Origin of the sequence: Pseudomonas sp. G11, assembly GCF_029457515.1 — a bacterium.
Taxonomy (GTDB): Bacteria; Pseudomonadota; Gammaproteobacteria; order Pseudomonadales; family Pseudomonadaceae; genus Aquipseudomonas; species Aquipseudomonas gorinensis.
Genome location: NZ_CP120377.1, coordinates 5,953,572 through 5,977,407, shown reverse-complemented (window position 1 = coordinate 5,977,407; position 23,836 = coordinate 5,953,572). Strand labels below are relative to the sequence as shown.

Annotated in this window: 18 protein-coding genes and 1 pseudogene; 12 read left to right on the top strand and 7 right to left on the bottom strand. The window is 50.7% G+C overall.

What is annotated here, in order from left to right; genetic code table 11:
• Positions 1 to 75: 75 nt before the first annotated feature.
• Positions 76 to 867, bottom strand: coding sequence for a CPBP family intramembrane glutamic endopeptidase (locus P2T68_RS27370; protein ID WP_069076784.1), 792 nt, complete (start codon positions 865 to 867; stop codon positions 76 to 78).
• Between the two features lie 419 nt (positions 868 to 1,286).
• On the opposite strand from P2T68_RS27370, the gene P2T68_RS27365 reads away from it, so the two are divergent.
• Complete coding sequence (locus P2T68_RS27365) at positions 1,287 to 2,147, top strand: DMT family transporter (protein WP_024076820.1); 861 nt, start codon at positions 1,287 to 1,289, stop codon at positions 2,145 to 2,147.
• Between the two features lie 58 nt (positions 2,148 to 2,205).
• Here P2T68_RS27365 and P2T68_RS27360 read toward each other — a convergent pair whose 3' ends face one another.
• Both P2T68_RS27360 and P2T68_RS27355 read right to left on the bottom strand, forming a co-directional pair.
• A complete protein-coding gene (locus P2T68_RS27360; RefSeq protein ID WP_277378555.1) occupies positions 2,206 to 3,612 on the bottom strand; it encodes an FAD/NAD(P)-binding protein in 1,407 nt (468 codons plus the stop codon).
• A gap of 598 nt (positions 3,613 to 4,210) precedes the next feature.
• Positions 4,211 to 5,239 (bottom strand): IS30 family transposase, encoded by a 1,029-nt coding sequence (locus P2T68_RS27355; RefSeq protein ID WP_019818564.1) that lies wholly within the window; start codon positions 5,237 to 5,239, stop codon positions 4,211 to 4,213.
• Positions 5,240 to 5,382: 143 nt separating this feature from the next.
• Here P2T68_RS27355 and P2T68_RS27350 point away from each other — a divergent pair, with 143 nt between their 5' ends.
• The 8 genes from P2T68_RS27350 (at position 5,383) to cysC (ending at position 15,736) form a co-directional block, all read left to right on the top strand.
• The gene (locus P2T68_RS27350) at positions 5,383 to 6,324 is read left to right on the top strand and encodes a glycosyltransferase family 2 protein (protein WP_257785229.1); all 942 of its coding nucleotides are present in this window, start codon (positions 5,383 to 5,385) and stop codon (positions 6,322 to 6,324) included.
• 213 nt (positions 6,325 to 6,537) lie between these two features.
• Positions 6,538 to 8,169: a hypothetical protein gene (locus P2T68_RS27345; protein ID WP_069076787.1), complete on the top strand. Its 1,632-nt coding sequence runs from the start codon at positions 6,538 to 6,540 to the stop codon at positions 8,167 to 8,169.
• A gap of 64 nt (positions 8,170 to 8,233) precedes the next feature.
• Complete coding sequence (locus tag P2T68_RS27340; protein ID WP_277378554.1) at positions 8,234 to 9,883, top strand: glycosyltransferase; 1,650 nt, start codon at positions 8,234 to 8,236, stop codon at positions 9,881 to 9,883.
• Positions 9,880 to 11,148 (top strand): glycosyl transferase, encoded by a 1,269-nt coding sequence (locus P2T68_RS27335; RefSeq protein WP_069076788.1) that lies wholly within the window; start codon positions 9,880 to 9,882, stop codon positions 11,146 to 11,148. The genes P2T68_RS27340 and P2T68_RS27335 overlap by 4 nt, the downstream gene beginning before the upstream one ends.
• Before the next feature lie 28 nt (positions 11,149 to 11,176).
• On the top strand, positions 11,177 to 12,676 hold the full coding sequence (locus P2T68_RS27330; RefSeq protein ID WP_193689647.1) for a hypothetical protein: 1,500 nt from the start codon (positions 11,177 to 11,179) through the stop codon (positions 12,674 to 12,676).
• Between the two features lie 237 nt (positions 12,677 to 12,913).
• Positions 12,914 to 13,753: an ABC transporter permease gene (locus P2T68_RS27325; protein WP_069076790.1), complete on the top strand. Its 840-nt coding sequence runs from the start codon at positions 12,914 to 12,916 to the stop codon at positions 13,751 to 13,753.
• Entirely contained in the window at positions 13,743 to 15,107 is a 1,365-nt protein-coding gene (locus P2T68_RS27320; RefSeq protein ID WP_069076791.1) for an ABC transporter ATP-binding protein, read from the top strand. The genes P2T68_RS27325 and P2T68_RS27320 overlap by 11 nt, the downstream gene beginning before the upstream one ends.
• Before the next feature lie 35 nt (positions 15,108 to 15,142).
• Positions 15,143 to 15,736: an adenylyl-sulfate kinase gene (gene cysC, locus P2T68_RS27315; RefSeq protein ID WP_069076792.1), complete on the top strand. Its 594-nt coding sequence runs from the start codon at positions 15,143 to 15,145 to the stop codon at positions 15,734 to 15,736.
• Positions 15,737 to 15,753: 17 nt separating this feature from the next.
• Here the strand turns inward: cysC and P2T68_RS27310 are convergent, their stop codons facing one another.
• From P2T68_RS27310 to P2T68_RS27295, 4 genes are all read right to left on the bottom strand, one after another.
• Positions 15,754 to 16,092 carry an EamA family transporter gene (locus P2T68_RS27310; protein ID WP_069076793.1) on the bottom strand — a complete coding sequence of 113 codons (339 nt, stop codon included), beginning with the start codon at positions 16,090 to 16,092 and terminating at the stop codon, positions 15,754 to 15,756.
• Positions 16,089 to 17,087, bottom strand: coding sequence for a glycosyltransferase family 2 protein (locus P2T68_RS27305; protein ID WP_069076794.1), 999 nt, complete (start codon positions 17,085 to 17,087; stop codon positions 16,089 to 16,091). The genes P2T68_RS27310 and P2T68_RS27305 overlap by 4 nt, the downstream gene beginning before the upstream one ends.
• A 649-nt stretch (positions 17,088 to 17,736) precedes the next feature.
• Entirely contained in the window at positions 17,737 to 18,507 is a 771-nt protein-coding gene (locus P2T68_RS27300) for a PIG-L family deacetylase (protein WP_081329235.1), read from the bottom strand.
• Positions 18,508 to 18,524: 17 nt separating this feature from the next.
• Positions 18,525 to 19,277, bottom strand: a complete 753-nt coding sequence (locus tag P2T68_RS27295) for a hypothetical protein (RefSeq protein WP_069077444.1) — start codon at positions 19,275 to 19,277, stop codon at positions 18,525 to 18,527.
• 460 nt (positions 19,278 to 19,737) lie between these two features.
• Here P2T68_RS27295 and P2T68_RS27290 point away from each other — a divergent pair, with 460 nt between their 5' ends.
• From P2T68_RS27290 to P2T68_RS27280, 3 genes and pseudogenes are all read left to right on the top strand, one after another.
• A complete protein-coding gene (locus tag P2T68_RS27290; protein WP_069076795.1) occupies positions 19,738 to 21,174 on the top strand; it encodes an MBOAT family protein in 1,437 nt (478 codons plus the stop codon).
• Between the two features lie 9 nt (positions 21,175 to 21,183).
• Positions 21,184 to 22,356 (top strand): hypothetical protein, encoded by a 1,173-nt coding sequence (locus P2T68_RS27285; protein ID WP_193689646.1) that lies wholly within the window; start codon positions 21,184 to 21,186, stop codon positions 22,354 to 22,356.
• A gap of 244 nt (positions 22,357 to 22,600) precedes the next feature.
• Positions 22,601 to 23,803, top strand: a pseudogene (locus P2T68_RS27280) (IS66 family transposase).
• The last annotated feature ends 33 nt before the right edge of the window (positions 23,804 to 23,836 follow it).

The following is a 23,836-nucleotide window of genomic DNA, read 5'->3' as shown; positions in this document are numbered from 1 at the left end:
AGTATCGGCAGGAGCGGGCGCTTATTTAACTTATTTTTGCAACAATCCGCAGGAACGCCTTGCCTCCGGTAGACATCAGCCAGCCAGCATCGGATAAGTAAACAACCCGAAGTGAAGCAGGTTCAGCCCAAAGTGCGTGGCAATCGCCGCACCCAGCCCACCAAAGCGATAAGCCAGGCCGTAACCCACACCGGCAATGCTTGCCAGCAACACCCATTGCCAGCCCGCGCCCAGGTGCACCAGCCCGAACAGCAGCGAGGCCAGCAGCAGTGCCAGGTTCTCGCCGTAGGGCAGGTGCTTGAAGCGCTGTTGCAGGCCGCCCTGAATGTAGCCGCGAAACAACGCCTCTTCCACCAAGGTCACCAACAACAGGTTATTCAATACCCACAACCACGCCTGCACCGGCCATTTCGGCGCCCAACTGATGACGCCCAGCAAGGCTGCGCCGCCGAGGGCGGCAATCGCGGTCAGGGCCAAGGCCAGGGCCGTGACGCAGATCGACAGGCGCAAGGAGCGTCGCGCCACCACCCACGGGCAGGCCAGTAACAGCCAGAAGCCGATCAGCGGTTTGTCCTGGTTCAGGTACATCGAGAAGGGCACCGCGTCGGGGGTAAAGCGTTGCGGCTCGATGGCGCGCCCGTTGTAGAAGCCCGGTAGCCAGTGCATCGCCAGGCTCAGGGCCAGCACAATGAACAAACCATGGCCGATGTAGCGTGCCCAAGGCGTGCGCTGCTGGCGCACGGCATAACCGGCAATCAGCAGCAGGGCGACGGACACCAGCGCCAGCACGCCCAGTTGCCCATAGGCCAAGGCCAGCACATAGCCGATGGAAAGAAGCGCCAGGTACAGCCAGGGCAATGCGAGCATGGGGAGTCCTTGGAAAAAACTGGACGGCATTATAGCGATCGTCCCCTGCGGGCCACATGAAAACTGTGCCACGCAAGGGCGTTGGTGAAGTGATTGCAAAACGTATCAACGGCTGGTTATAGTCAGGCCTTCTTCATCCCTCCATACAAGATCAGTCCATGCCAGCTCTCCAGCGCATAGCGGTAGTCGATTCAGCGGTCAACGCTGTGGTCGTACCGTGCGGGAACAAGCAGCCTGCGCAGATCAGTCACTACCCCCCACCTGTCAGTCGCACGCCGGTGTACGCAGTCGTATCACCGCCGGGTGTTGGCATTTCGGGCTGATCAGCGACTCGCTGTCCCCGTCTGCACGCCTGAAAAAACTCCAGAACTTCAGCCTTTGCTGAGTCGGCTTTTTTTGCCTGATTACAGGTGGTAACCATGTCTGTTCTTTCGAAACAATCCGTGGCCGCGGCGGCCTCGACGAGCCTGTTTGTCCTGCTGTGGAGCAGCGGGGCGATCTTCTCCAAGCTGGGCCTGGCCCATGCGTCGCCCTTCGCCTTCTTATTGATCCGTTTTGCCATCGCCCTGCTCGGTCTGGTGATCCTCGTACCGATGCTCAAGCTGCAACTGCCGCGCCCCGGCAAACCGCTGTGGTATGCAGCGGCGACCGGCCTGGTGTTGTTGGGGGCCTACCAGATTTTCTATCTGCTGGCCCTGGACCTCAACGTCACCCCCGGCGTGATGGCGACCCTCATGGGCGTGCAGCCGATCCTGACCGTGGCGCTGACGGAGCGCCAGCGTTCCGGGCGCCGCCTGTTCGGCCTTGGCCTCGGGTTGGCGGGGTTGATCATGGTGGTGTACCAGGGTATCGGGCTGGCGGGGATGTCCCTGGCCGGGATGCTCTTCGGCCTGCTGGCCCTGGCGAGCATGACCTTCGGCTCAATCATGCAAAAACGCATTACCGACAACCCTTTGGGCACGCTGCCGCTGCAGTACCTGGCCGGGCTGCTGTTGTGCGCGGTATTCGTGCCGTTCCAGCCGTTCCACTTCGAACAGAATGCCGGCTTTTACCTGCCGGTATTGTGGATGGGGCTGGTGGTGTCGGTGCTGGCGACGTTGCTGCTGTACCGCCTGATCGCGCGGGGCAACCTGGTCAACGTCACCAGCCTGTTCTACCTGGTGCCGGCGGTGACGGCGGTGATGGATTACCTGATCTTCGGCAATCGGCTGGCGTTGTTGAGCCTGCTGGGGATGGGGTTGATCATCGTTGGGTTGGTGTTTGTGTTCCGTAAAGGCTAGGTGATGGCACTGCCCTCCTTCGTGGCTGCCAACGGAGGAGGGCGGGCTGCGCAAAGGGTTATTGCTGAGAGAGAGCGGTTGCAAGGGTGTCCGCCATACGTTTCACATATTCGCGTAGTTCAGGCACGGCTGTCGCCTCCCAGTCACGGGCTTGGAGGAGAGGGCCAACATAATACAACCATCGTGATTCCACTCCATTGTGATCCACCAGTGCTCCGGAGGGCGCGATCTCCATGCCTATTCCGAGTGCATCGGGTTTCAACTGGCCCCTAGTTCGCAGCGACGCAAGCAATGGGTCGTCCAGTTGTCGAATATCGAATGCTGGAGTCGTGCAATTGATCACGGCCTTAACCTCAATAGTGTCCTCGTTCTTTGCGCCACGGCGCCGCAGATGAACGCTGACACTTTCTGATCCGGACTCGTAGCCTGTCACGCGTCCGGCGAAGAGCTTGAGCTTGCCACGTTGAATCTCAGCCAGCATGCGGGCGCCTGGCTGCGGGGCGCAGCGGTGACGATGGGTGTCCCAGTATGGGCGAACGTGACGAAGGAAGCGCTGACGTTCAACAATGGGCAGTGCGTGCCACAACTGTGCTGTTGCTGATCGTAGCCCGCCAATCACGTCTCTCCAGTCATCTCCCTTGCAGGTCTGCAGCTTTATCGCATTGCGAACTGCCCTGACATAATGACGAGTTGTGCAGTTCGTGAGCATTTGCTGGGTAAGTTGCCCATCATAGTGGGGGTGTGAGTTCAATATTCGATGGGGTTGAGGAGCGAGGCCACGACGAGAAATCACATAAATCATCCCCTGATGCCCGCGGTCGCGTAGGTCAAGTACTACGTCCAGCATGGTCAGTCCGCTGCCAATAAGCAGTACGGCAGCATTGGCGTCAATACTAGCTAAGGCGTCGGGTTGCCATGGATCGTGCAGATACCGAGGGTCTTCGTAAAATAATCTGTGTGCCGCTGCACTTGATGGTTGTTGACGAGCGCAACTGCCGGTGCTCAGGACGATATGGTCAGCGTAAAGAGAGTCACCGTTTTTCATCAGCAGGTGAGCCCTATGGCGTTCGGTGTCATATGAAACTTCCACGACCTCGCCTGTGACATTGCGTAGCTCGCTTCCTGGAGCTGCATTCTTCGACGCATCGTTCAATAAGGTTTCAAGGTAGTCGCCATAGAGTTGCCTCTGAACAAAAGACCCTGGGGTGACCTCGGGAGCATAGCGCTTGGCGAATTCATAAAAGCCGTCGCTCTCATCGTTGGTCAGGGCATTCATCCTGCCTGCCGGTACGTTCAGTACGTGTGATGAGGTACGCGTACCATAAGCGACGCCACGAGCCATGGCGCCGGGCGGGCTGATCAGCAAGATTCTAACGGGGGCGGCCAATGAGCTGCGCAATAAATGAACAGCTAACGTAGAGCCGCAGAAACCTGCGCCAATGATTGCGATGGTTTTGATCTTCATCCTTGCTCCTGCTTGGATAGGGCGTTTCATTCCATTTTGACAATCAGTCGCAGTCAAATTTGGTGGCGTGTGCGTTGAGTAAGGCGCAAATCAAGAAGCCGGAAAACGGGCCTCATATTGGAGTGGATTTGGATGTTACTCCAATGCCTGATTGGGTGCTTTCAGGATTGTTGATGTGAGTCACTTGGTCCCAAGGACTGATGGCAATTAAGTATTACTGCTATTCGTGCATCGAATAAGTAATACGGGTTTAAGTAATGTTTTCCTCTATAAAAATAATGAACTTTCTTATAAGGCGAAATTCAGAGGGGGCAGTATTTGTTGCTTTGCTTTATGTCAATCTCATGACTATGTCAAAAAAATCGCTTGGTAGTGGCTTGTCGCCGCCGAGATTCAAGATTTTTCCCTGCAGTTATTAGGAAATTTCAGCTTTCTTTGTAGGCTTTAGCGTCAGTGCGGCCGCGCGCTTGGCTTCAAGGCATGCGCTCTCTGTTACGAAACTGATCATTGGTCACTGAGTTGGATTGTACCCACGGAAAATAGCTGTAATACTTATTGCTTTATAAGGGGGCGGTTGCAGAAGCTGAGTGCAACACGGTTATTGATTTGAAGCTGGAGCATGATGCCGCATAGCCATGGCTTCCTGCATCACCTCGCCCATGACTTCGATCGGGCACTTGAAATCGAAGCGTTTACGGGGGCGCATATTCAGCTCCAAGGCGATGGCATTCAATTGCTCTTGACTGTGTACCGACAAGTCAGTCCCCTTGGGCAGGTACTGGCGGATCAGGCCGTTGATGTTTTCGTTGCTACCGCGCTGCCAGGGGCTGTGCGGGTCGCAGAAGTAAATAGCGACCCCTGTCTGCTGGGTGATTTCAGCATGCCGCGCCATCTCCCGGCCCTGGTCGTAGGTCATGCTCTTGCGCATCGCCAGCGGCATGCTGTTGAGCGCTGCACTGAAGCCCTCCATCGCCGAGGTCGCCGTTGCGTCGTTCATCTTCATCAGCATCAGGTAGCCACTGGTGCGCTCCACCAACGTGCCTACCGACGAGGCGTTGGCCTTACCCTTGATCAGGTCGCCCTCCCAATGCCCCGGCATCAGCCGGTCTTCGATCTCTGGCGGGCGAACATGAATGCTGACCATCTCAGGGATCTGGCCGCGCCGATCCACGCCACCAGAGCGCGGCCGGCGCGTCGTCTTGCCTTGGCGCAGGCAGACGATCAGCTCCTTGCGCAACTCGCCGACCGGCAAGGCATAGATCGCGTTATAGATCGTCTCACGACAGACGTAGGCATCTCTGAGGTTGGGTATGGTCATGCTGCGCAGCTTGCCGGCAATCTGCTCGGGAGACAAACGCTTACGCAGCATGTGGGCCACCAGTTCGAAGCGCTCGCTGCCCGGCACAAGCTTGCGCTTGGGGCGACAAACCTGGCGCCGAATGTTCATCTGTTGCTGGGCGCAGCGGGCCGAGTAAGCACCACTACTGCCTCGATTGCGCTTCAGCTCTCGGCTGATGGTCGAGGGCGACCTGTCAATCAGGCGAGCAATGCCGCGCAGGCTGAAGCCTTGAGCTTGACTGAGTTGAATGATGGCGCGCTCTTCGACGCTGAGTTCGGAATAGGACATAGGGGCAGCACCGTACCGGAAAGGTCAGGTGTTGCACTCAGTTTTCGCGGCCGCCGGGCGTATATCCCCTGTTCCCTACAGGGTGTTCAGTTCTTCGCGATGGGATATTAGTGTCTATTCTTACAGTGTGTAGTCCTTCTCGCCTGCAATCGCGTGATCCTCGCGGAGCAAGAGTTGTGGTGTTGATGTGCACCTACAACGGCGAGTCATTTCTGGCTGAGCAGCTCGACTCGTTTGAGCGGCAGACTCATTCCAATTGGTCCCTGGTGGTGTCTGATGATGGGTCCATGGACGGCACTCTTGCGGTTTTGGAGGGGTATCGTAATCGTTGGGAGCAGGACCGACTGCTGATGCTGGAGGGACCAAAAAAAGGGTTCGCCGCCAATTTTCTCTCGCTGACGTCTCGAGCAGATATTGATGCCGACTTTTTTGCATGGTCGGACCAGGACGATATTTGGAATGATGACAAGTTAGAAGTGGCTCTGGCTTGGCTGCAGACAGTACCCGCTCATAGGCCTGCGCTTTATTGTGGTCGCACCCAATTAATTGGTGAAACTGGCGTTCATCTTGGGTACTCGCCTCATTTTAGACTCTCGCCAGGTTTTAGTAATGCGTTGGTTCAAAGCATCGCAGGGGGCAATACGATGGTCTTCAACCGGGCTGCCCGCACGCTGCTGTGCGAAGCCGGCCCTGAGCTGCAGGTACCTGCTCACGACTGGTGGTTATATCAACTGATCTCCGGTGTGGGGGGGGTTATTCACTACGATCCCGAACCCAAAATGAAATATCGGCAACATGCGGAGAACGTGGTTGGCAGTAATTCCGGCTGGCTTGCCAGGCTGATTCGCTTGCGGATGGTGTTTCAGGGACGTTTTCACGAATGGAATGAACAAAATATACAGGCGCTGGATGCCATGCATCATCGGCTGTCCCCCGATAGCCAGGTGACGCTTACTCACTTCAAGTGGGCGCGCGAGCAAAAAGTTCTTCGCAGGATTTCGGGAATCTGGCTGGCAGGGCTGTACCGGCAAACTCTGCTGGGGAATTTAGGTCTCGTGCTTGCTACCGTCATGAAAAAGATCTGAATCTGTGTGTGTTCAGGGGCATTGGGTTTGTTGGGGCGCGGAGGGGATCATTCATACCTTCACCAGCGCACCACCGCATTTCGCTTCGCGGGCACAGTGCGTCCCTCAGGCATAATTATGAATATTCAGGATCTACAGCAGCTCATTTAAGTCAGTAAAAGGGCCTTTTGGTCTGACTTTTGTCAAAATATCAACAAAATAGAGTTTTTGATAATGTATCCAGTTGACGCGAATGAAAATGTGGTAATCGTGCTGGGTATGCATCGTAGTGGCACCAGCGCCATTGCCGCAGGCCTTGAGCAGTTGGGGCTGGTGATGGGGAGTTCCTTATTTAAAGGCGACGAATGGAATCCCAAGGGCTATTTCGAAGAGCGCGAGATTGTCCAATTCAACGATAGATTGCTTGCCTTGTACGACTGCCGATGGGACTCGCCGTTGCCTCCACTGCTTGAGCGCGATCATCGGTGGGACGCCTGTATTGACGAAGCGATGAGTTTGGTTCGAGTCCTGTTTGACGAAGTACCTGCGTGGGGATTCAAGGATCCGAGAATGTGCCAGCTGGCACCTTTTTGGGGGCAGGTTTTCTCACAATTGGGTATCAAGCCACGGTTGATGATAGTGGTGCGTGATCCAGCTGAGGTTGTGCATTCGCTGGCCCGGCGCGATGGTATTTCCTCGGATCGTGCAGCGTGGCTATGGATGACGCATCTTCTCGGAGCTATGGAATATCTTGATGTTGCCGATGACATCAGATTTTTCGCGTTTGACCATATGCTTAGCCAGCCAGCCACATTTTTATCCGATGTTGCGGGTTGGCTGAATTTAAAACCTGCGTCCGAAACGATTGCTCACTTCGCGCGGGACTTCATCGCTCCAGCACTCTCGCATGGTGCGGGCACCAGGCAAGCGGCTCTTCCGTCGCTTGTGTTGCAAGCCTATGAAAGCGTACGGAGTGCGATCGAGAGAGGACTCACGCCGCGCGCTTTACGCGAGAGTTTCGAGTGGCAGGGCATAATCAGCGAATATCGGCGTGATATCATTCCGACACTGACTTCAGTTCAAAGATTTTTCCAGAATGATCGCCAACTTTCGGTCATGGAGTTGCGTATCAGCGCGTTGAGCAAGGGGTTGGCGTCTGCCGAGAAATTGGCACTCGATCGTCTGGAGGAGATGCAAAAACTCGACACTCAACTTATAGAGACCAGCGATGCTCTGGCTCGCGCCGAGCAAATTGTGCTGCGTCAGCAGGAAGAGCTAAAGCTTAGGGGGGATGCGCGTTCTCGTCCTAACGAATTCGAGTCCCTGGCAGTTGAGCGTTTGAAGCAAGTGCAAAAGCTTGATGGCCAATTGAGTCAGATGAGTGCTGAGCTCGCGCACGCTGAGCAAATCGTATTGGAGCAGCAGGGCGTTCTCATGTCTCAAAACGAGGAGTACGCTCGATTCCGGGAAACTGAGTTGGCTCGATTTCGTGAGATTGAGTTGTTAGCGATTGAGCGTCTGGAACACATGCAAAAATTGGATGCTCAACTAATTGAGACGAGTGCCGCGCTCGCGCTCGCCGAGCGGGTCGTGAGTGAGCAACAGGATGCATTCAAACGAAAGGATGAGCTGCTGGCACTTTTTGAGGAAACTCAGTTGCTTGCAATTGAGCGCCTGGCACAGATGCAAAAGCTTGATGCTCAGCTCCTTCTGACCAGCGACGCTTTGGCTTATGCCGAAAAGATCGTGATGGAACAGCAGGAAGCGTTAGCGCACGCAAATTTTCAGGCGTCAAGTTCTGATGAGGCCCCAGTGCCTGCCTCGGAGTCTCTGCAAGATGCGCCAAAGCTGGATTTGAAGGTCTAACCGGTGACTTTGGCGAATGTCAAAGAATTTTTGTGATGGTAACTCGATATTGGAACAGATACACATGGATGTAGTGGGTTCTGACGTGCCGCGTCTCAATCAAGCAGAAGTACGGTCAACGACCTTGATCTGCCAAATCGATCATTTCGTTCGTCATCCCCATGGTCTGTTCGGCTTCGGATGGGCGCTGGATCATGAACATAAGATCGTTCAGTCGCACCTGAATATGCTCTTCGCTGATGGGCGGGTCGAGCGTGTTGCCGTGTCGCTGGGCAGGGTGCGCGAAGATGTTGCGTCGGCGTTTCCGGATAATGACCAAGCGGGAAATTCGGGCTTCATGGTTATCGCTGGCTGGGGAGGTGAGCCTCCGGAAAAAGTCGAGTTGGTTTTCGAGATGCAGGATGCAGTGACAGGTCGCCACGAACTCGCTCTGTCTGCGCTCGACACAGCATTCGGAGCAGAAGTGGCAGAGAGCATATATCTCGCCAAGCGCGCCTGGGCTTACTTACGCCGGGGAAACATCAGGACACTGATCAAAAAGTTCCTCCGGTATCGTGGGCGAAATCCAACGTTAATGAGCCAGGACGAAGTCGCTCTCGCAGCACGTCTGAAGAATCGGCCTTGCCGCTTGTTGATTGATCATTCAATGGGTGGAGGGGCCAATCTCTTTCGCGAGCGTGTGGCGTCTGCCTGGAGTGCAGCCGACGATACCGTGATATTGCTTAGCTTCCGCGTGTCGTCCATGCAGACGTTTGTCGAAGTACGCGACCACAACGGGTCCTATTCGTGCAAGCTGTCGAACTTGAACAGCTTGGTTGAACTGTTGGTGCGTGCAGATCTAAGAGAGGTCTTTTTCAACTGTGCGGTTTCTTTCCCCCAGCCGCAAAATCTTAGAGAGTTTATGCTGGTCTTGAAGCAGCGAACCAAGGCTAGCCTGGTCGTGGCGATACATGAGTATTTTCTTGTCTGCCCGTCGCACTTCCTACTGGACGATAAGGGGCAGTACTGCGGCATACCTTCGATAACACGCTGTCATTCTTGTTTGAATAACCATCCCGATGGATTTGTGTCCCTCGCTGGTGAGCGGTCAATTGTACGTTGGCGCGAAATGTGGGGGGAGTTGCTGAGGTGCGCGGATGAAGTTCGTTGCTTTTCAACGTCGTCTCTTGCCCTGCTTGAGCGGGCTTATCCCGGCATGGGAGCCAGGGCTAAACTGTGTCCTCACTATGTGAAGCCGCTTCGCGAAGTCAGCCTTCCGAAAAAGCCGCAAAAATATCTGACGATTGGGGTGATAGGTTCCATTTCCCATCATAAAGGAGCGGGCGTCCTGGAAAGTCTGGCTGAGGCAATTTGTCAGACGGACGCGCCAGTTCGAATCGTGGTTATTGGAAATCTGGATGCACCTTGTCCTGCGCCGGTGGTGAAGGAAACGGGGCCTTACGCACAGGATGATTTACCCAAAATTGTTGAAAAATATGGGATCAGTATTGCGTTTTTGCCATCAATTTGCCCTGAAACATTTTCCTTTGTCGCCCACGAAATCCTATCGATGAAGTTGCCATTGATCTGTCTGGACTTGGGCGCTCAAGCTGATTTAGTGCGGAGTCTGGATACCGGTTACATCGCAAAGCGACAGGATGGCCCGGGTTTGCTTGAAGATATCCTGGCTTTTGATCGCTTTCTTCACCCTTTAAGTCTTAAGGTTATTTCTTGAAAAAAATACATGTCTATACCAGCGCGGCCTGTAATTACATTCCAAAAGTCCGGGCTTTGGTCGAATCGATTAAAAAATACCATCCTGACTGGGTCGTGCACTTGGCGTTGTCGGATGAAGTACCCGCCGGTCTGGACCTTTCTGCAGAGCCGTTTGATGAAATTCATCCTATCAGCAGCCTCGACATACCGGATGTGAACGGCTGGGCGTTTTGTCACACCATCGTTGAGTTATCGACGGCCATCAAGCCGTTCCTCCTCGCTCGTCTGCTTGATCGTAAAGATTGCTCCGGTGTCATCTACCTTGACCCGGACACCGTATTGTTTTCACCTTTGAATGATGTACTGGAGGCCCTCCAGCATTCAAATATTGCGCTGACGCCTCACCAGGTCACCCCAGAGCCGACATTAGCCGCCATCATGGATAACGAGATCTCCAGCCTGAAGCACGGCATTTACAACCTGGGTTTCCTCGCCGTTGCGCCTACGGAAACAGGCAAGCAGTTTGCTCAGTGGTGGTCGGACCGTCTCTATTATTTCTGTCGCGCTGAAATTCACAATGGATTGTTCACCGATCAACGTTGGATCGATCTGGTACCAGCATTTTTCGAGGGCGTGTGCATCCTTCGAACGTCGCGTCTAAACGTAGCTCCATGGAACATTACTACTCGGCAGATTACTGGTGAGTTGCCAGATAGCGTGATGGTGGACGGCCAGCCTCTTGGCTTCTATCACTTCACTGGTTTTGACAGCGGTGCGCATCGGACCATGGCTTGGAAAAACGCTGCGAACCAACCGACTGCACACGCGCTGATCAAATGGTACGCGGATACGATTGCTGATTTGGGCAAGGACCCTTTAAGCCAAGTACCTTGGGCATTTTCACGTTTTGCCGACGGCACTGTCATTCCCAAGGCCGCACGACTCATTTATCGCGAGCGATTGGATCTGCAACAAGCCTTTCCTGATCCTTTTGCAACTGAAGGTGGTGGTTACCTGGCCTGGTGGGAATCCCAGGGGCGCGTGGAGTTTCCGGCCCTTTTTGATTCTGAATCTTCGGCAGCGGAAATACTTCGGGTGACGTCTGCTTTGACGCCAGGTTATCAGGCGGGTGGCGTTCCGATGGTCTTCAGTTCTAGCCGTGTTCGCGCACATTTGGGACAGGTACTGGACGACCCACGTCACGGTGTATTGTTGGCCAAGCGCGCATGGGAAGTTCTTCGTACGGAAGGTGTTCCCGGTGTTATGAAGCGCATCTCCCGATGATTTTTATCGCTGAACAGGACTTGTTGAAATGTCAGTAATGGATGTTAAACAACAGCGACCGGGTATACTTCAAAGCAAGACTTTGCATGCGTTGCTTGCTATTAATTCGAGCAGTGTCAGCCGGCTCATTATTTTGCTCACCTTCGTACTTGCATGTGCAGCGATTGCGATGCATGCGCCTGGGCAGATGTCGATGGACACGAGCATACAGCTCTACGAGGCCCATATAGGCCGATCTGTGAGTTGGGGCCCCCCCTTCATGTCGGCGCTGCTCAGGTGGCTAGGTGGGGGAGAGCTATCTGCTGCGATGTTCGTAATGATCAATTCAATACTTTTGTATGGAGCCTTTGCAGTTGTTGTATTAACGATGTTGCAGATGCGCGCCGCTCAGGGACTTCGTGATGTTCCAACGTGGCGAGTGCTCGCTGCGTTCCTCCTGATAATGAATCCCATCGTTTTCATTTATTCAGGCATTGTATGGAAAGACGTACTCTTCGCATCGTTATTAACAGCTTCTAGCGCATGCGCTATTGCCGCAACGGTGGGCTCACCTTTGCGTCGGTATTGGTGTATTGGCTTGTCGATAATTTTTCTAAGCGCCGGATATCAGACTCGCCAGCAAGGGGTGTTCATGGCGCCCGTCCTGTTGCTATCGCTGATTGTTGCTCTTTATTCCTTCAAATCGACTAAAAAAATCCTAGGTGCTTCGCTGATCATTGTTTTGTTCGCAAGTGCTGTCTTGGGAATTCAGCATCAGGCCAACTCGACCGTGACGGGAGCTGGGGATCGCGCCAGTTCTGTGGGGTTTCGCAGCATCATTCAGTTTGACCTTGCGGGTATCATCAGCAATTCAAAGTTACCCCCTAACCAACTTGCTAACCCTGTGACTCAAGAGCAGCTTGCTGCCATCAAGTCTGTTTACGATCCAAGTAGAATTGACTTTCTTGATCTGAACCCAGTTGTTCGTGCTTGGTTCGCCGCCATACCAAGCGAAACGCTTCGGCATGAGTGGTGGGAGATGGTGAAGCAGAACCCGAGTGCTTATATGGAGCACCGTTTTACAACCTATGCGACATTGCTGGGGCTGCGAGGGCTTAATGGCACGCTGCCCGTCTTTGTTGGTGTGGAAGGTAATCCAGAGTATCTGGCTGCATCGGGAGTCAGGCAGGGAACTACCCCAAGGGCTCAAAGAATATATGATATGGCCGTGTCTTTTTTCAGTTGGCCAATTTACCGTCATGTTTTTTGGATGGCGGCGCTTATAGTGATTGTTGCCATCGGTGCACGCAGAATCTCCCCAGGGCCTGTTAAAACCATAGGTGGAGTTATTGCTCTGGCGACACTCCTGATGTATGGCTCTTTCCTACCGACCAGCATCGCTTCGGATTTTCGATATTTATTTGCAACGATACCATTAGTGATGGTGTTGGGCTTGATTCTTCTGTTCGGTGTCGAAAAGAAGAGTGACACGGAGTGTGGTGAAAAAGAGTGGCAGGTTTCACCCGTCTGTGCTGCTGAATCAGCATAAGATGAAGAGTAAGCCGGGTTTCTAAGGATCACATTACATCATGGCAGTTCTCCTAGTGGTTCCTTCTTTTCGGTGGCGCCACTGGGTGTTTTAGAGGGCTTTTGGTGAATTTAGAGATGGTGATGCCTCGACTGCTTATCTATTTTATATTTGGAAGCGGTATAGGTCGGACTTGAGGAGAACGGATATCAATATTTATATTCAACTGGGTACGCTGGAAAATACAGAGGGCAGGCGATGAATCCGCATGCCCCTCAACCGATATCCATGTGGGCTCTGTTACGTAGTTTGTGGTTGAATCGCCAGTTGATTGGTCGAATGACGAGGCGCGAAGTAGTTGGTCGCTATAAGGGATCGTTTCTTGGTCTGGGTTGGTCCTTTCTCAACCCGTTACTGATGCTTGCGGTATATACCTTTGTTTTTTCTGTAGTATTCCGTTCTCGCTGGGGAATAGCTGAGAACGGGGTAGAAGAAAGTAAGGCCATGTTCGCCGTTGTGCTATTCATCGGTATGATCGTATATGGCCTGTTTGCGGAGATTCTTAATCGAGCTCCCAGCCTGATTGTAGGGAACGTCAACTATGTAAAAAAAGTAGTTTTCCCTCTCGAAATTTTGCCTGTCGTGGCTGCAGGTGCGGCGCTATTTCACGCGCTGGTCAGCCTGACCGTTTGGCTATTGGCATACACCCTGCTCATCGGTGTTCCTCATTGGCATGTGTTGTTTCTTCCTTTGGTGCTTTTTCCGTTATTACTCCTTGCGCTGGGGTTGGCGTGGTTTCTCGCATCCCTAGGTGTTTTTCTGCGAGATGTAGGGCAAACCGTGACTATTATCACCACCATGATGATGTTTTTAGCACCGGTCTTTTTTCCCGTTAAAAATTTGCCGCTAGAGTTTCAACCACTTATCATGGCTAATCCTTTGACGTTTATAATCGAACAAGCTCGCGATATATTGATTTGGGGTGTAATGCCCGATTTTGTCGGATTGTTTTATTATTCTCTTATTGCATTGGTCGTATTTTGGGGAGGGTTTTTCTGGTTCCAGAAGATGCGAAAAGGGTTTTCCGATGTGCTCTGATTTTGCAATAAGGGTAAGCGCCGTCAGTAAATGTTTCCATGTTTACGACACGCCGCGCGATCGCTTCTTTCAGATGTTTAATGGTCGGCGTAAACAATATTTCAGAGAATTTTGGGCACTACGCGAAATATCTTTTGCTGTAAGGAAAGGCGAGACCGTTGGTATTGTCGGGCGCAATGGCAGTGGAAAATCTACTTTGTTGCAGATTATTTGCGGGACGCTAACGCCCTCCTCGGGAGATGTTTATACGTCTGGACGGGTGGCCGCACTGCTTGAGTTGGGATCAGGGTTTAATCCGGATTTCAGTGGGCGTGAAAACGTATATATGAATGCAGCGGTACTTGGACTGTCTCGAGAAGAAACAGATTCCCGGTTTTCCGATATCGAGGCGTTCGCAGAAATAGGTAGCTTTATTGATCAACCCGTCAAAAATTATTCCAGCGGTATGATGGTACGTCTGGCTTTTGCTGTAGCGATTCATGTGGATCCGCAAATTCTTATTATCGACGAAGCGTTGTCGGTGGGGGATGAGCTATTCCAGCGTAAGTGTTTTGCACGCATTGAAGCGATTAAAGCCAATGGTGCAACAATTCTTTTTGTATCTCACTCAGGGAGCGCAATTGTAGAGCTGTGTGATCGTGCCATTCTTTTGGACGGTGGCGATAAGCTCACGGAAGGCGCCCCCAAAAATGTCATCGGAAAATATCAAAAATTACTTTATGCTCCTGCCGAGAAGGCTAAGGATATCCGCGCAGCGGTTAGTGCGGAGGGTGATGTAACTTTGTCGACACTGAATTCAATTGTAGAGTCGGTTCAGCATACTTCCTCGAAGAATGCTATTGATGAAATTTTCGAGTTCTACGATCCACATTTGAAAACCCAAAGTGAACTATCCTATGAACCCCAAGGCGCAACCATTCAATTCCCCCAGATTGTCAATCTTGCCGGCGAATCTGTTAATTGTTTGATACGCGGGCGGACATACCGTTACACCTATAAAGTCAACTTCACGCTTGCTGCCATGAGTGTCCGCTTTGGTATGATGATTAAAACTCTGACTGGCGTCGAATTGGGCGGGGCCGCTACCGCCATGAGCCCTTTAGATACGATCAGTTATGTGGCCCCCGGCACTATAATTCAGGTTGAGTTTGCCTTTGAGTGCAATCTAAATCCAGGTACATACTTTTTGAATGCAGGAGTACTGGGGGCAGTTGGCGAGGAAGAAACATACCTTCATCGGCTATTGGATGCATGCTTATTCCGCGTACTACCGATGACTGAACAGTTGGCAACAGGAGTTGTAGATTTTAAGTGTGTGCCCGATGTTTTAATATTCAGCGGTGAAAACATTTAACACTCGAATAACCAACCTTCAATGGACTCTGTGTAATGAATAATAATCTGGTATTTCAAATTTCTAGCGTAAGTGCTAACGCCAGGGCCTCTATGAAAGGGCAAAAACCATTTGTGTTGTGGTTGACCGGGCTTAGCGGCGCGGGGAAAACCACTGTTGCTAATGCGATTGAAGTTGCTCTGGTTGAGCGAGGTCGACACACCTACCTGATTGACGGCGACAATGTTCGCATGGGCTTGTGTCGAGACTTGGGTTTCAGTGACGCTGATCGTGAGGAAAATATTAGGCGCGTTGCAGAAGTGTCGCGTTTGTTCGTTGATGCAGGTCTTATTGTGATCACCTCGTTTATCTCGCCATTCGAGCGAGACCGAGCGCTTGCTCGCGACGTCATCGGCGCTGAGACATTCATAGAGGTCTTTATTGATGCGCCGCTTTCTGAATGCGAGCGCCGAGATCCTAAGGGGTTGTATGTCAAAGCTCGTAAGGGATTGATCAAAAAATTTACGGGTATAGACTCCATCTACGAAGCCCCGCAGGCACCAGATATTCATCTCAATACATTGGAGGACGATGTATTGACAGTGGTTTCGAACGTTATGGACTATCTGGACGAGCGCACGTTGGTATAGGTATTACGATAACCGCTTCAGGCCTTCACGGTAACCATAATACCAAGCATGATAATGGCAACGCCAATGAAGTATTGTGGTTGAAAGCGCTCTCCAAAGACAAAGTGACTTCCTAAGGGGACCAGTACAAAGGCAAGGGCCATCAATGGGTATGCTTTACCTAGCTCGATTTTTTGCAGTACCCATATCCAGGCTATCGTAGTGATTCCGTATAATGCAAAAGCTGAAAATAAAGTGATCAGTGTTTTGGTATCAAACCAACTGTCACTTTCATGCAAAGAAACAGCGCTCAGCTTAAATAGAATTTGCCCGGTGGCAATACCAAGAACACAAGCAAACGCTATCAGATAGGTCATGAGCGGGGGGCCTTTTTAGTCAGTATGTGTTTCTTGCGTAATACATGGAAAGCTTGACGCGGTGAAGAAGCAATATCATGGCCAAGAAATGCCAGTAAAAGTTGGATGCCGATAATGACCGGTAGTGCTGACAGCATGACAGTGCCTGCTGGGGTTGGCATATTTGCATGCAGAGAGTCAATCCAGTGGCTAATCCCAAAAGTTGATCCTGCCGTCAATAATATTAGCCCGAGCGGTAGCTCTATCGACGCTAAAGACATGCCTCGAAGATAGTAATTATAGAAGATGCGTTTTCCAAAGTTTCGGATGTGTTTAATTAAAAATTCGCCAATTACCTTGGACACTTTAAGGTTGCTGACTTCGTCTTCATACTTGGCATCCATAGGGATATCAATCACAACAGCATTCAATGTGTTAAGACGAAAAAGCATGTCGGTTTCAAAGAAATAGCGTTGGCTTATTTTGTTAAGAGGAAGGTGCTTGGCTATTTCACTGTGTATGGCTGTATAACCATTGGTTGGATCGAACAACTCCCAGTATCCAGAAGAAAGCTTTGTCATGAACGAAAGTACAGCGTTTCCGAAAAGCCGAATTTTTGGCATTTCGGATATTTTTTCTAAATTGAAAAAGCGATTACCTTTAGTGTAATCAGCATTCCCTGCGATGATGGGCGATACAAAGTCGCTGATGAGGCTCGGGTCCATCTGCCCATCGCCATCAATTTTGACGATGATATCCATTCCATCCGCGATGGCGGCCCTGTACCCCGTCATTACCGCTCCGCCAACGCCCAGATTGACCGGATTGCGCAACACGATTACGCGTTCGTCGACGCAATGTTCAACGACGAAGTCAGCTGAGCCCTCTGGGCAGCAGTCGTCAACGACGTAGATTTTAAAAACTTCCGGCCCGATCTGCCGAATAACTTCTAATATGTGGTTCCTCACCTTATAGCAGGGGATCAGAACCGCTATTTTCGTCGCTTGATCAGACACGTGAGTGCTCCATCTCTCATGCAAAAAATTTGAGTGAGACTAGCATATTCATTTGTAATGAAGAACAGTTGAGTGGCATTAATTCATTAGCGCCTCGTCGATAATGCCTTTCGACCGAAGAGGATAATATTGGTTCGTTTTAAATTGACGGCGTGTAGATATTCTTGGCTTGTGAGCTTGATCACCTGGAAATGATGCTTCTTGCCAGAGTTTCCTGTGGTTGATGGTGGTAGATTTTTGGACGACTGATCAGTAGAGGTCTTAGTCTAGGCGCTGGAGGGGCGTGGCCTTTGTTAGGGGGCGGATTGGCTGTCGTGTACTGACGGGATGGTGAGTCCGGGGTGAGCCTTGCAGGTTTTTTGGGGCATTGCCATTATTTGGTAGTTGATCACCATCGTCTTTGTCATTGAGGATCGCAGTGAAATCATTGGATTAAATAAGCAAAAAACTGATGGTTTGCGACGATATTAATTCTAAATTAGTGAATAAGCAGTTGCGCAGTTTTCGGGCCTTTATTTGGACTGTTGATTCAAGGTTGATGTATCAACAGTCTAAATAAACAGAATTTTTGAAAGATGGAAAGCTCAAGGTCCTGCTCTCTCTAGAAGAGTTTTTTTCTTGGGAGGGAGCACGGTTTTTGTGAGTGAGACTAACCCAGGCGTGATAATTTTTTATGTAACTGCTCTATAGCACTACACATTGTTGGCCAATCGAGAAAGCCGCGTTTTTCGTAATAAAGAGGTTGTTGATGTGGAGGCTGTGTTAGTCGATGCCGATTCACACCTTGCAGCGATTGGACGCCATAATAAAAATAATGGCCACCTACAAATGGGAATAAACCTAACCAGCTACGCCATTGTGATGGATAAGAAAGACAAAGTCTTATGTAGAAAAAACGAGCTCGCCAGGTGATCGACTGCTGCTCAATGGGGCCATTTTCTGGAAGTGGTGATAGCACACGGAAAAGCGGACCTGAACAATTCCGAGCGTTGTAGAGCGGGTATTGCCAGACGGTCGCTGAATGTGTTCGGACTGCTAATAACTCAACTACAATGGCGTGGAGCAGATCGTGGTCAGGGTGACCGCCTTCCCAGGCTGGCACAAAACAGGCATGAAGAGTTGGATGGTCATTAAGGAAGCAATCAAGCCAGTCTACAAATACGTCAATATGGCGATGCAGCTGACCGTCTATAATTGACAATTGTCGGCCGATAAAAACAATATCGTCCGTGGCAACTCCCAACTTCTGTAGAACGGTTCGTGACTCATGGTCTCGACGATCAGGGTCAGCAGTGGCGGAGCCATCGGTTACGTAAATACAGCGAACCCATCGGCCAGCCGCTAACGCTTGCTCAATCTGGTGGAATAAGCCGAACTCGTCATCTTGATGAGGCATAAAAAATATAGAAGCTAACTTCATGCGGGGGGCTCTCGAAATTAAGGTATATCAATGGTGTCGAGATTGAGTCGTGTGATTTTTTTCAAAAAAGCATCGTTCTTTTCTACATCTTCGGTAAGATATTTGTAACCAAAACTTCTCGGCTCGAAAAAGAAGCCGGGTATCTTAATAAAAAAATAACCGGGTCGATAAGCCGATAACGTTATTACCAGCCCCAAATTAGACGAGTACAATCCATCTGTGCCGAGAAGGTTGAAAAATAATGGCTTTTTTCTTGTGAACCATCCACCTGTTGGTCTTATCGCTTTCCATAAACCATCGTCTTTGATTTCGTCTCTAAAGAAACGCCAAAAAAACGGCACACCTATATACAGGTGAAGATTTCCTTTCAGTGTCCACCCCAAACCTTTTTCGCGTATTTTCCTTATGTTTTTATTGGGGTAGCCGCACACGACAGCTATATCGTCTTCGGCAAATGATTTATACAAACGCTTTCCAAGAATAATCGAAGAACCCTTTTGAGTCCCGTCGGACATGGTGTCCGTAGAAAGGAAAACTGCGGAGTCTCCATGGCTTAATTTTAAGCCACAGTACGCGGCCACCATAGTGCCATTTTTAATAGAGCAACAGATTCTTGATTCATTCAGCAGGTATTTTTGAAACACGAGAGTCGCGTTTTTCTCGGAGCTCCCGAAACATCTTCGGAATAAACGAGTCCATTGTTCGATGAATTCACTGCTATAGTCGCTGCGCTTGGCTATATGAATGCCATCATCCAATAAGTTGCTCATTATTAAGTTTCGCTCCCTGTGAAAGCTGTAGATTTTATTGCGCATACCTGATCAAGCTAGAAGCTTTTTTTTGCGCGTCAGCATCCTGGCCAATTAGGCGGGTGGTCGGCCGGGAAATTGTAAATGGTTGGGCAGAAACCTACAAATAGTTTGATCAAATTCAGTTTTCTTCTTTCCCAATGCTCAGAGTTGATCGGTGGGCTATTTGCATTCTGCTAAACCTACCAACCGTTTTAATTCTACCCTCTTGGCGAAGAGCAGGCAGCGCTCCACGGGAAAATTCGTCCTCGGTGTCCGTCATTTTAGGGCCTGGCTGAGAGGGGGGAAGCGCGCTTGGGCAGAGGATGGTCACTATCTTGACGATGGGGCGAGAAATCTAGGGCTGGGTTGTCGTATTTTGTTGAGTTGTCGCAGTTTTGTGGTAGATTTCCGCAAAAAATTTACTATGGACGAATAAGAAATGGTTTTCAGCTCGGTCGTGTTTATTTTTTACTTCTTACCTGTTTTTCTTTTGTTTTACTATTTGACGGGGGTCAGAAACGCATTTTTACTTACTGCCAGCGCAGTATTTTATGTTTGGGGGGAAGGGCTGTATTTATTGCTGTTGATGGCTATGTTGATAATTAATTTTAGTGCGGGAAAGATAATAGATTCAGCAGTCGGACCACTTCGTAGGTGGGCGCTGGGTGTGTTTGTTATTGTCAATCTTTTAGTGTTAGGCGTTTTTAAGTATAGCCAATTTTTGGTTGATATCATCTTCGGGGTTTTAGGTGTTGAGTCTCCCCACCTTGGCATGCATCTGCCACTTGGTATTTCATTTTTTATTTTTCAGTTAGTGTCCTACCTTGTCGAGGTATATAGACGAACGATCCGCCCTGAAAATAGTATCGTGCGGCTGTCTACTTATGTGATGATGTTTCCGCATTTAGTCGCGGGCCCGATTGTTCGATATACCGACATTGAGACTGAATTGCATCATCGAACAGTGGGTGTAGAAAAGTTCGGCCTGGGTGTTCAGTATTTCATTGTGGGGCTATGTCAAAAGGTAATGATCGCAAATTCGGTCGCGCCGGCAGCTGATCATTTGTTTAGTCTTGATCCATCGGGAGTGACGTCTACAGTTGCCTGGATTGGTACAGTTGCCTATACAATACAGATATATTTTGATTTTTGTGGCTACTCTAATATGGCGATCGGTCTCGCCTTTATGTTGGGGTTCAGATTTCCTAAAAATTTCGACTATCCATACTCCTCAACGTCGATCACAGAGTTTTGGCGGCGTTGGCATATGTCTCTTTCTTTTTGGTTCAGAGATTATGTTTATATACCACTGGGTGGCAGTCGGGGGGGAGAGGTTTCGACAATTCGAAACCTGCTGATTGTATTTTTTGTGACGGGGCTCTGGCACGGTGCAGCATGGACATTTATTTTTTGGGGGATGTTTCATGGTGTGTTCGTTGTATTGGAGAGAGTATTTTTGAAAAGAGTACTCGAGGCCGTCCCTGTTATTTTGGCGCGCTTCTACACGTTACTGGTGGTCATGGTTGGCTGGGTGTATTTCAGGGCCGATAGTTTTGATGACGCATGGGTCATTATCAAGGCGCTAGCGGGTTTCGACAGTCCCCAGCATGAATGGCAACCCATGATGGTCTGGATGACGCCTGAAACAATAGTTGCGCTGGCCGCAGGAATTGCTCTGTCATTCCCTATTATTCCGTGGGTCTGCGCACAGCTAAATCTAACGAGAATCAATGGGTCTACGGAACCCGGCATGCATGGTCGAGATGCCGCGGATGTTCATGCTCTGCCTGTTTTTTTGTTGGTGGGTGGGCTGGTTTGTTGTGTGGTGCTACTTGCAAGCAGCTCTCTTAACCCATTTCTATATTTCCGATTCTGAGGCGCATAAATGAGCCATGCATCCGAAAGTAGTGAGCTGTCTATAAAGACCCGACGTACTTATCATTGGTGGTCTTTGGTTGTTGGAGTACTGGTGGTCGTTTTCGTCATCCACTTGTTTCCTTTGTTCAATGTTGCTGAGCCAGGTATGTCTGAGAACCGGGTACTCGCAAGTGCACCCGGGGTTCCGAAAAGTCTCGCTGACTGGGCGATATTGCCGGCAAAGTTGGACGCCTTCGCAATCGACCAGTTTCCACTGCGTGCACATATGATTGCGGCGTTGAATTTTATTCGTTACAAACTCGGATATTCGGGTTCGAAAAGGATTATTGTCGGCCAGAACGGCTGGCTATTTTATGATGATGGTAGTCACTTGGTACTTATGTCAGGTGATTTAATTCTGGATAAACCAAATATTGATGCTTGGGTAAGTGGGTTTCGTCAACGCGTGGATTACCTGAACAAAAGAGGCGCGAAATTTTATTTCATGGTAGCTCCTGTGAAGGAGGATATCTATCCCGAAAATCGACCTAGTTGGATGCCTGGGCATAGAGTTAATACTGAAGTTGATGAAATCATCAGTGCTTCAAAAAAAGCAGGGTTCGATCAAATCGTAGATCCTCGTGAAGCCATTTTCCAAGAGCGACACAATCAAAAGCTCTATGATGAGTACGACACGCATTGGACGGGATTGGGCGCTTATATTGCTTACAAACAGTTAATGACCAGATTGTCTAAAGACTTTGCCGGCATGCAGCCGTTGCCGTTGACTGCGTTTACACCGGTTGGGCTCTCAAAGGCAGGGATTCCCAGAGATTTGTCATTGATGCTTGGGATAGCGGATTTCGTCCCGCATGATCGGGTCTCGTTTGCGGGGATGGTGACCCATCCTCCTGAAAAAACGACCTTCCTGAGTGACAACCATAGCTGGGTTGGGCCGCAGGTTCTTCATACCGACGCTAAAACCGGAAAGACGCTACTCCTTCTGAGGGACTCATTCTCAACTGAGTTGCTGCCACTTCTGAAAGAGCACTTTGATACGATTGTCATGGCGCATGTGCAGGACGGTTTCTTTCGTACTGACCTCATTGAGAAGTTCAAACCAGACGCTGTTGCAATTGTCATTATTGAAACGGGAACCCGGCACACTATGAGTGTCATGCCCACTTTAGAAGACCATTGACAACATCTGTCACAGCAATTTCGCACATTGGTTTGGCGCAGGCAGGACATATTACGGGGGCCAAGCCAATGTGTCTTGCAGATTTCTAAGCGCTCCATTAACCCGACATTCGACATTCAAAGTGGCCACCTAATCCCCGATGCTGTGCTTCCGATTCCCTCATGAGCCGGTCCGCCATGATGCGACCCGACGTAAAAAGTAAAAAAGTCTATCTCTACGCTAAGCTCGTCGACTTTCGAAATCCATTGATGGCCTGGTCGAAGTGGATATCAAAGGAGAAAATTCGCTGTTGCGTCAGCGCCTGTTCGGACGCAGGTCTGAGCAAGTGGCTGACCCGGAAACGCTGCAGCTAGCCTTGTTCAATGAAGCGGAAAGCGTCGTAGAACTCATCGATTAAGCCGCCGAAGAGGGAGCTGTTGCGCCGACCACTGCGGATTGGTAAGCGCAAACTGCTGCCGGCCGATCTCCCTTGCATCAAGTCATCCATGAACTGTCCGGGAATGAACTGACCTATGCGTGCGGCTGCCGCAAACACGCTATCGGCGAGCAGGTCAGCGAGCAGCTTGAAACCCTGCCGATGTAGATCCGAGTGATCAAACATTTTCGTAAGGTCTACATTGCCGTGCCTGTGAAACGGCACCGGCCACGGCGGACAAGCCGGCTCAACTGATTCAGAAAAGCATGGCCTGCCCAAGCGTGCTAGCGATGCTGCAGACCATCAAATACGTGGACGGTTTGCCGCTTCCCCGTTTCGAAATGCTACGGGGCTACCATGGAATCGATATCCCGAGTCAGACCTTGGCCCGCTGGGTTATCCAGTGCGGCGAACACTTACAGCCAGCGCTGAATTTAATGCGCGACCAGTTGCTGGAAAGCCGCATCATCCATTGCGATGAAACTCGGGTACAGGTGTTGAAAGAGCCTGATCGAGAGACAAGTAGTGTGCGCAAACCGGCGGCCCGCTCTACAAACCAGTGATCCTTTTCTACTACCCCATCAGTGGGGCGCAGGAAGTGCCGACGCGCCTGCTTGATGGCTATCGCTGCTACGTGATGGCCGACGATTACGCTGGTTACAAAGCGCTGGGCACGCAGGCAGGGGTTGAGCGTTTAGGTTGCTGGGGGCATGCACGGCGAAAATTTGTCGAAGCGCAAAAAGTGCAACCCAAAGGCGAGGGGGGCCGGCCGACATCACACAGGACCTGATCAACAGGCAAAGCCATCAACTACCTGGCGAGCAACTGGAACAAACTTGAGCAGTACATCGAGGAGTACATCTGCCAATCGACAACAACCTGACGAAAGAGCTATCAGGCCCTTTGGGATCCTAAGAAAGAACTGGTTGTTCAGTGACACGCCCAAAGGTACGACGGCTAGTGCCCAACTTTACAGTGGGGCCCTATACGTGGTTACACCACACCCTTGAGTGCCTGCCGGCGGCTCTTTAAGCTTTACTGTCCTGGAAATGCTCACCAGTATCG

Coding starts and splice junctions, on each gene's coding strand:
- P2T68_RS27370 (WP_069076784.1), bottom strand. CDS start 867: ATGCTCGCATTGCCCTGGCTGTACCTGGCGCTTCTTTCCATCGGCTAT.
- P2T68_RS27365 (WP_024076820.1), top strand. CDS start 1,287: ATGTCTGTTCTTTCGAAACAATCCGTGGCCGCGGCGGCCTCGACGAGC.
- P2T68_RS27360 (WP_277378555.1), bottom strand. CDS start 3,612: ATGAAGATCAAAACCATCGCAATCATTGGCGCAGGTTTCTGCGGCTCT.
- P2T68_RS27355 (WP_019818564.1), bottom strand. CDS start 5,239: ATGTCCTATTCCGAACTCAGCGTCGAAGAGCGCGCCATCATTCAACTC.
- P2T68_RS27345 (WP_069076787.1), top strand. CDS start 6,538: ATGTATCCAGTTGACGCGAATGAAAATGTGGTAATCGTGCTGGGTATG.
- P2T68_RS27340 (WP_277378554.1), top strand. CDS start 8,234: ATGGATGTAGTGGGTTCTGACGTGCCGCGTCTCAATCAAGCAGAAGTA.
- P2T68_RS27330 (WP_193689647.1), top strand. CDS start 11,177: ATGTCAGTAATGGATGTTAAACAACAGCGACCGGGTATACTTCAAAGC.
- P2T68_RS27325 (WP_069076790.1), top strand. CDS start 12,914: ATGAATCCGCATGCCCCTCAACCGATATCCATGTGGGCTCTGTTACGT.
- P2T68_RS27320 (WP_069076791.1), top strand. CDS start 13,743: ATGTGCTCTGATTTTGCAATAAGGGTAAGCGCCGTCAGTAAATGTTTC.
- cysC (WP_069076792.1), top strand. CDS start 15,143: ATGAATAATAATCTGGTATTTCAAATTTCTAGCGTAAGTGCTAACGCC.
- P2T68_RS27310 (WP_069076793.1), bottom strand. CDS start 16,092: ATGACCTATCTGATAGCGTTTGCTTGTGTTCTTGGTATTGCCACCGGG.
- P2T68_RS27300 (WP_081329235.1), bottom strand. CDS start 18,507: ATGAAGTTAGCTTCTATATTTTTTATGCCTCATCAAGATGACGAGTTC.
- P2T68_RS27295 (WP_069077444.1), bottom strand. CDS start 19,277: ATGAGCAACTTATTGGATGATGGCATTCATATAGCCAAGCGCAGCGAC.
- P2T68_RS27290 (WP_069076795.1), top strand. CDS start 19,738: ATGGTTTTCAGCTCGGTCGTGTTTATTTTTTACTTCTTACCTGTTTTT.
- P2T68_RS27285 (WP_193689646.1), top strand. CDS start 21,184: ATGAGCCATGCATCCGAAAGTAGTGAGCTGTCTATAAAGACCCGACGT.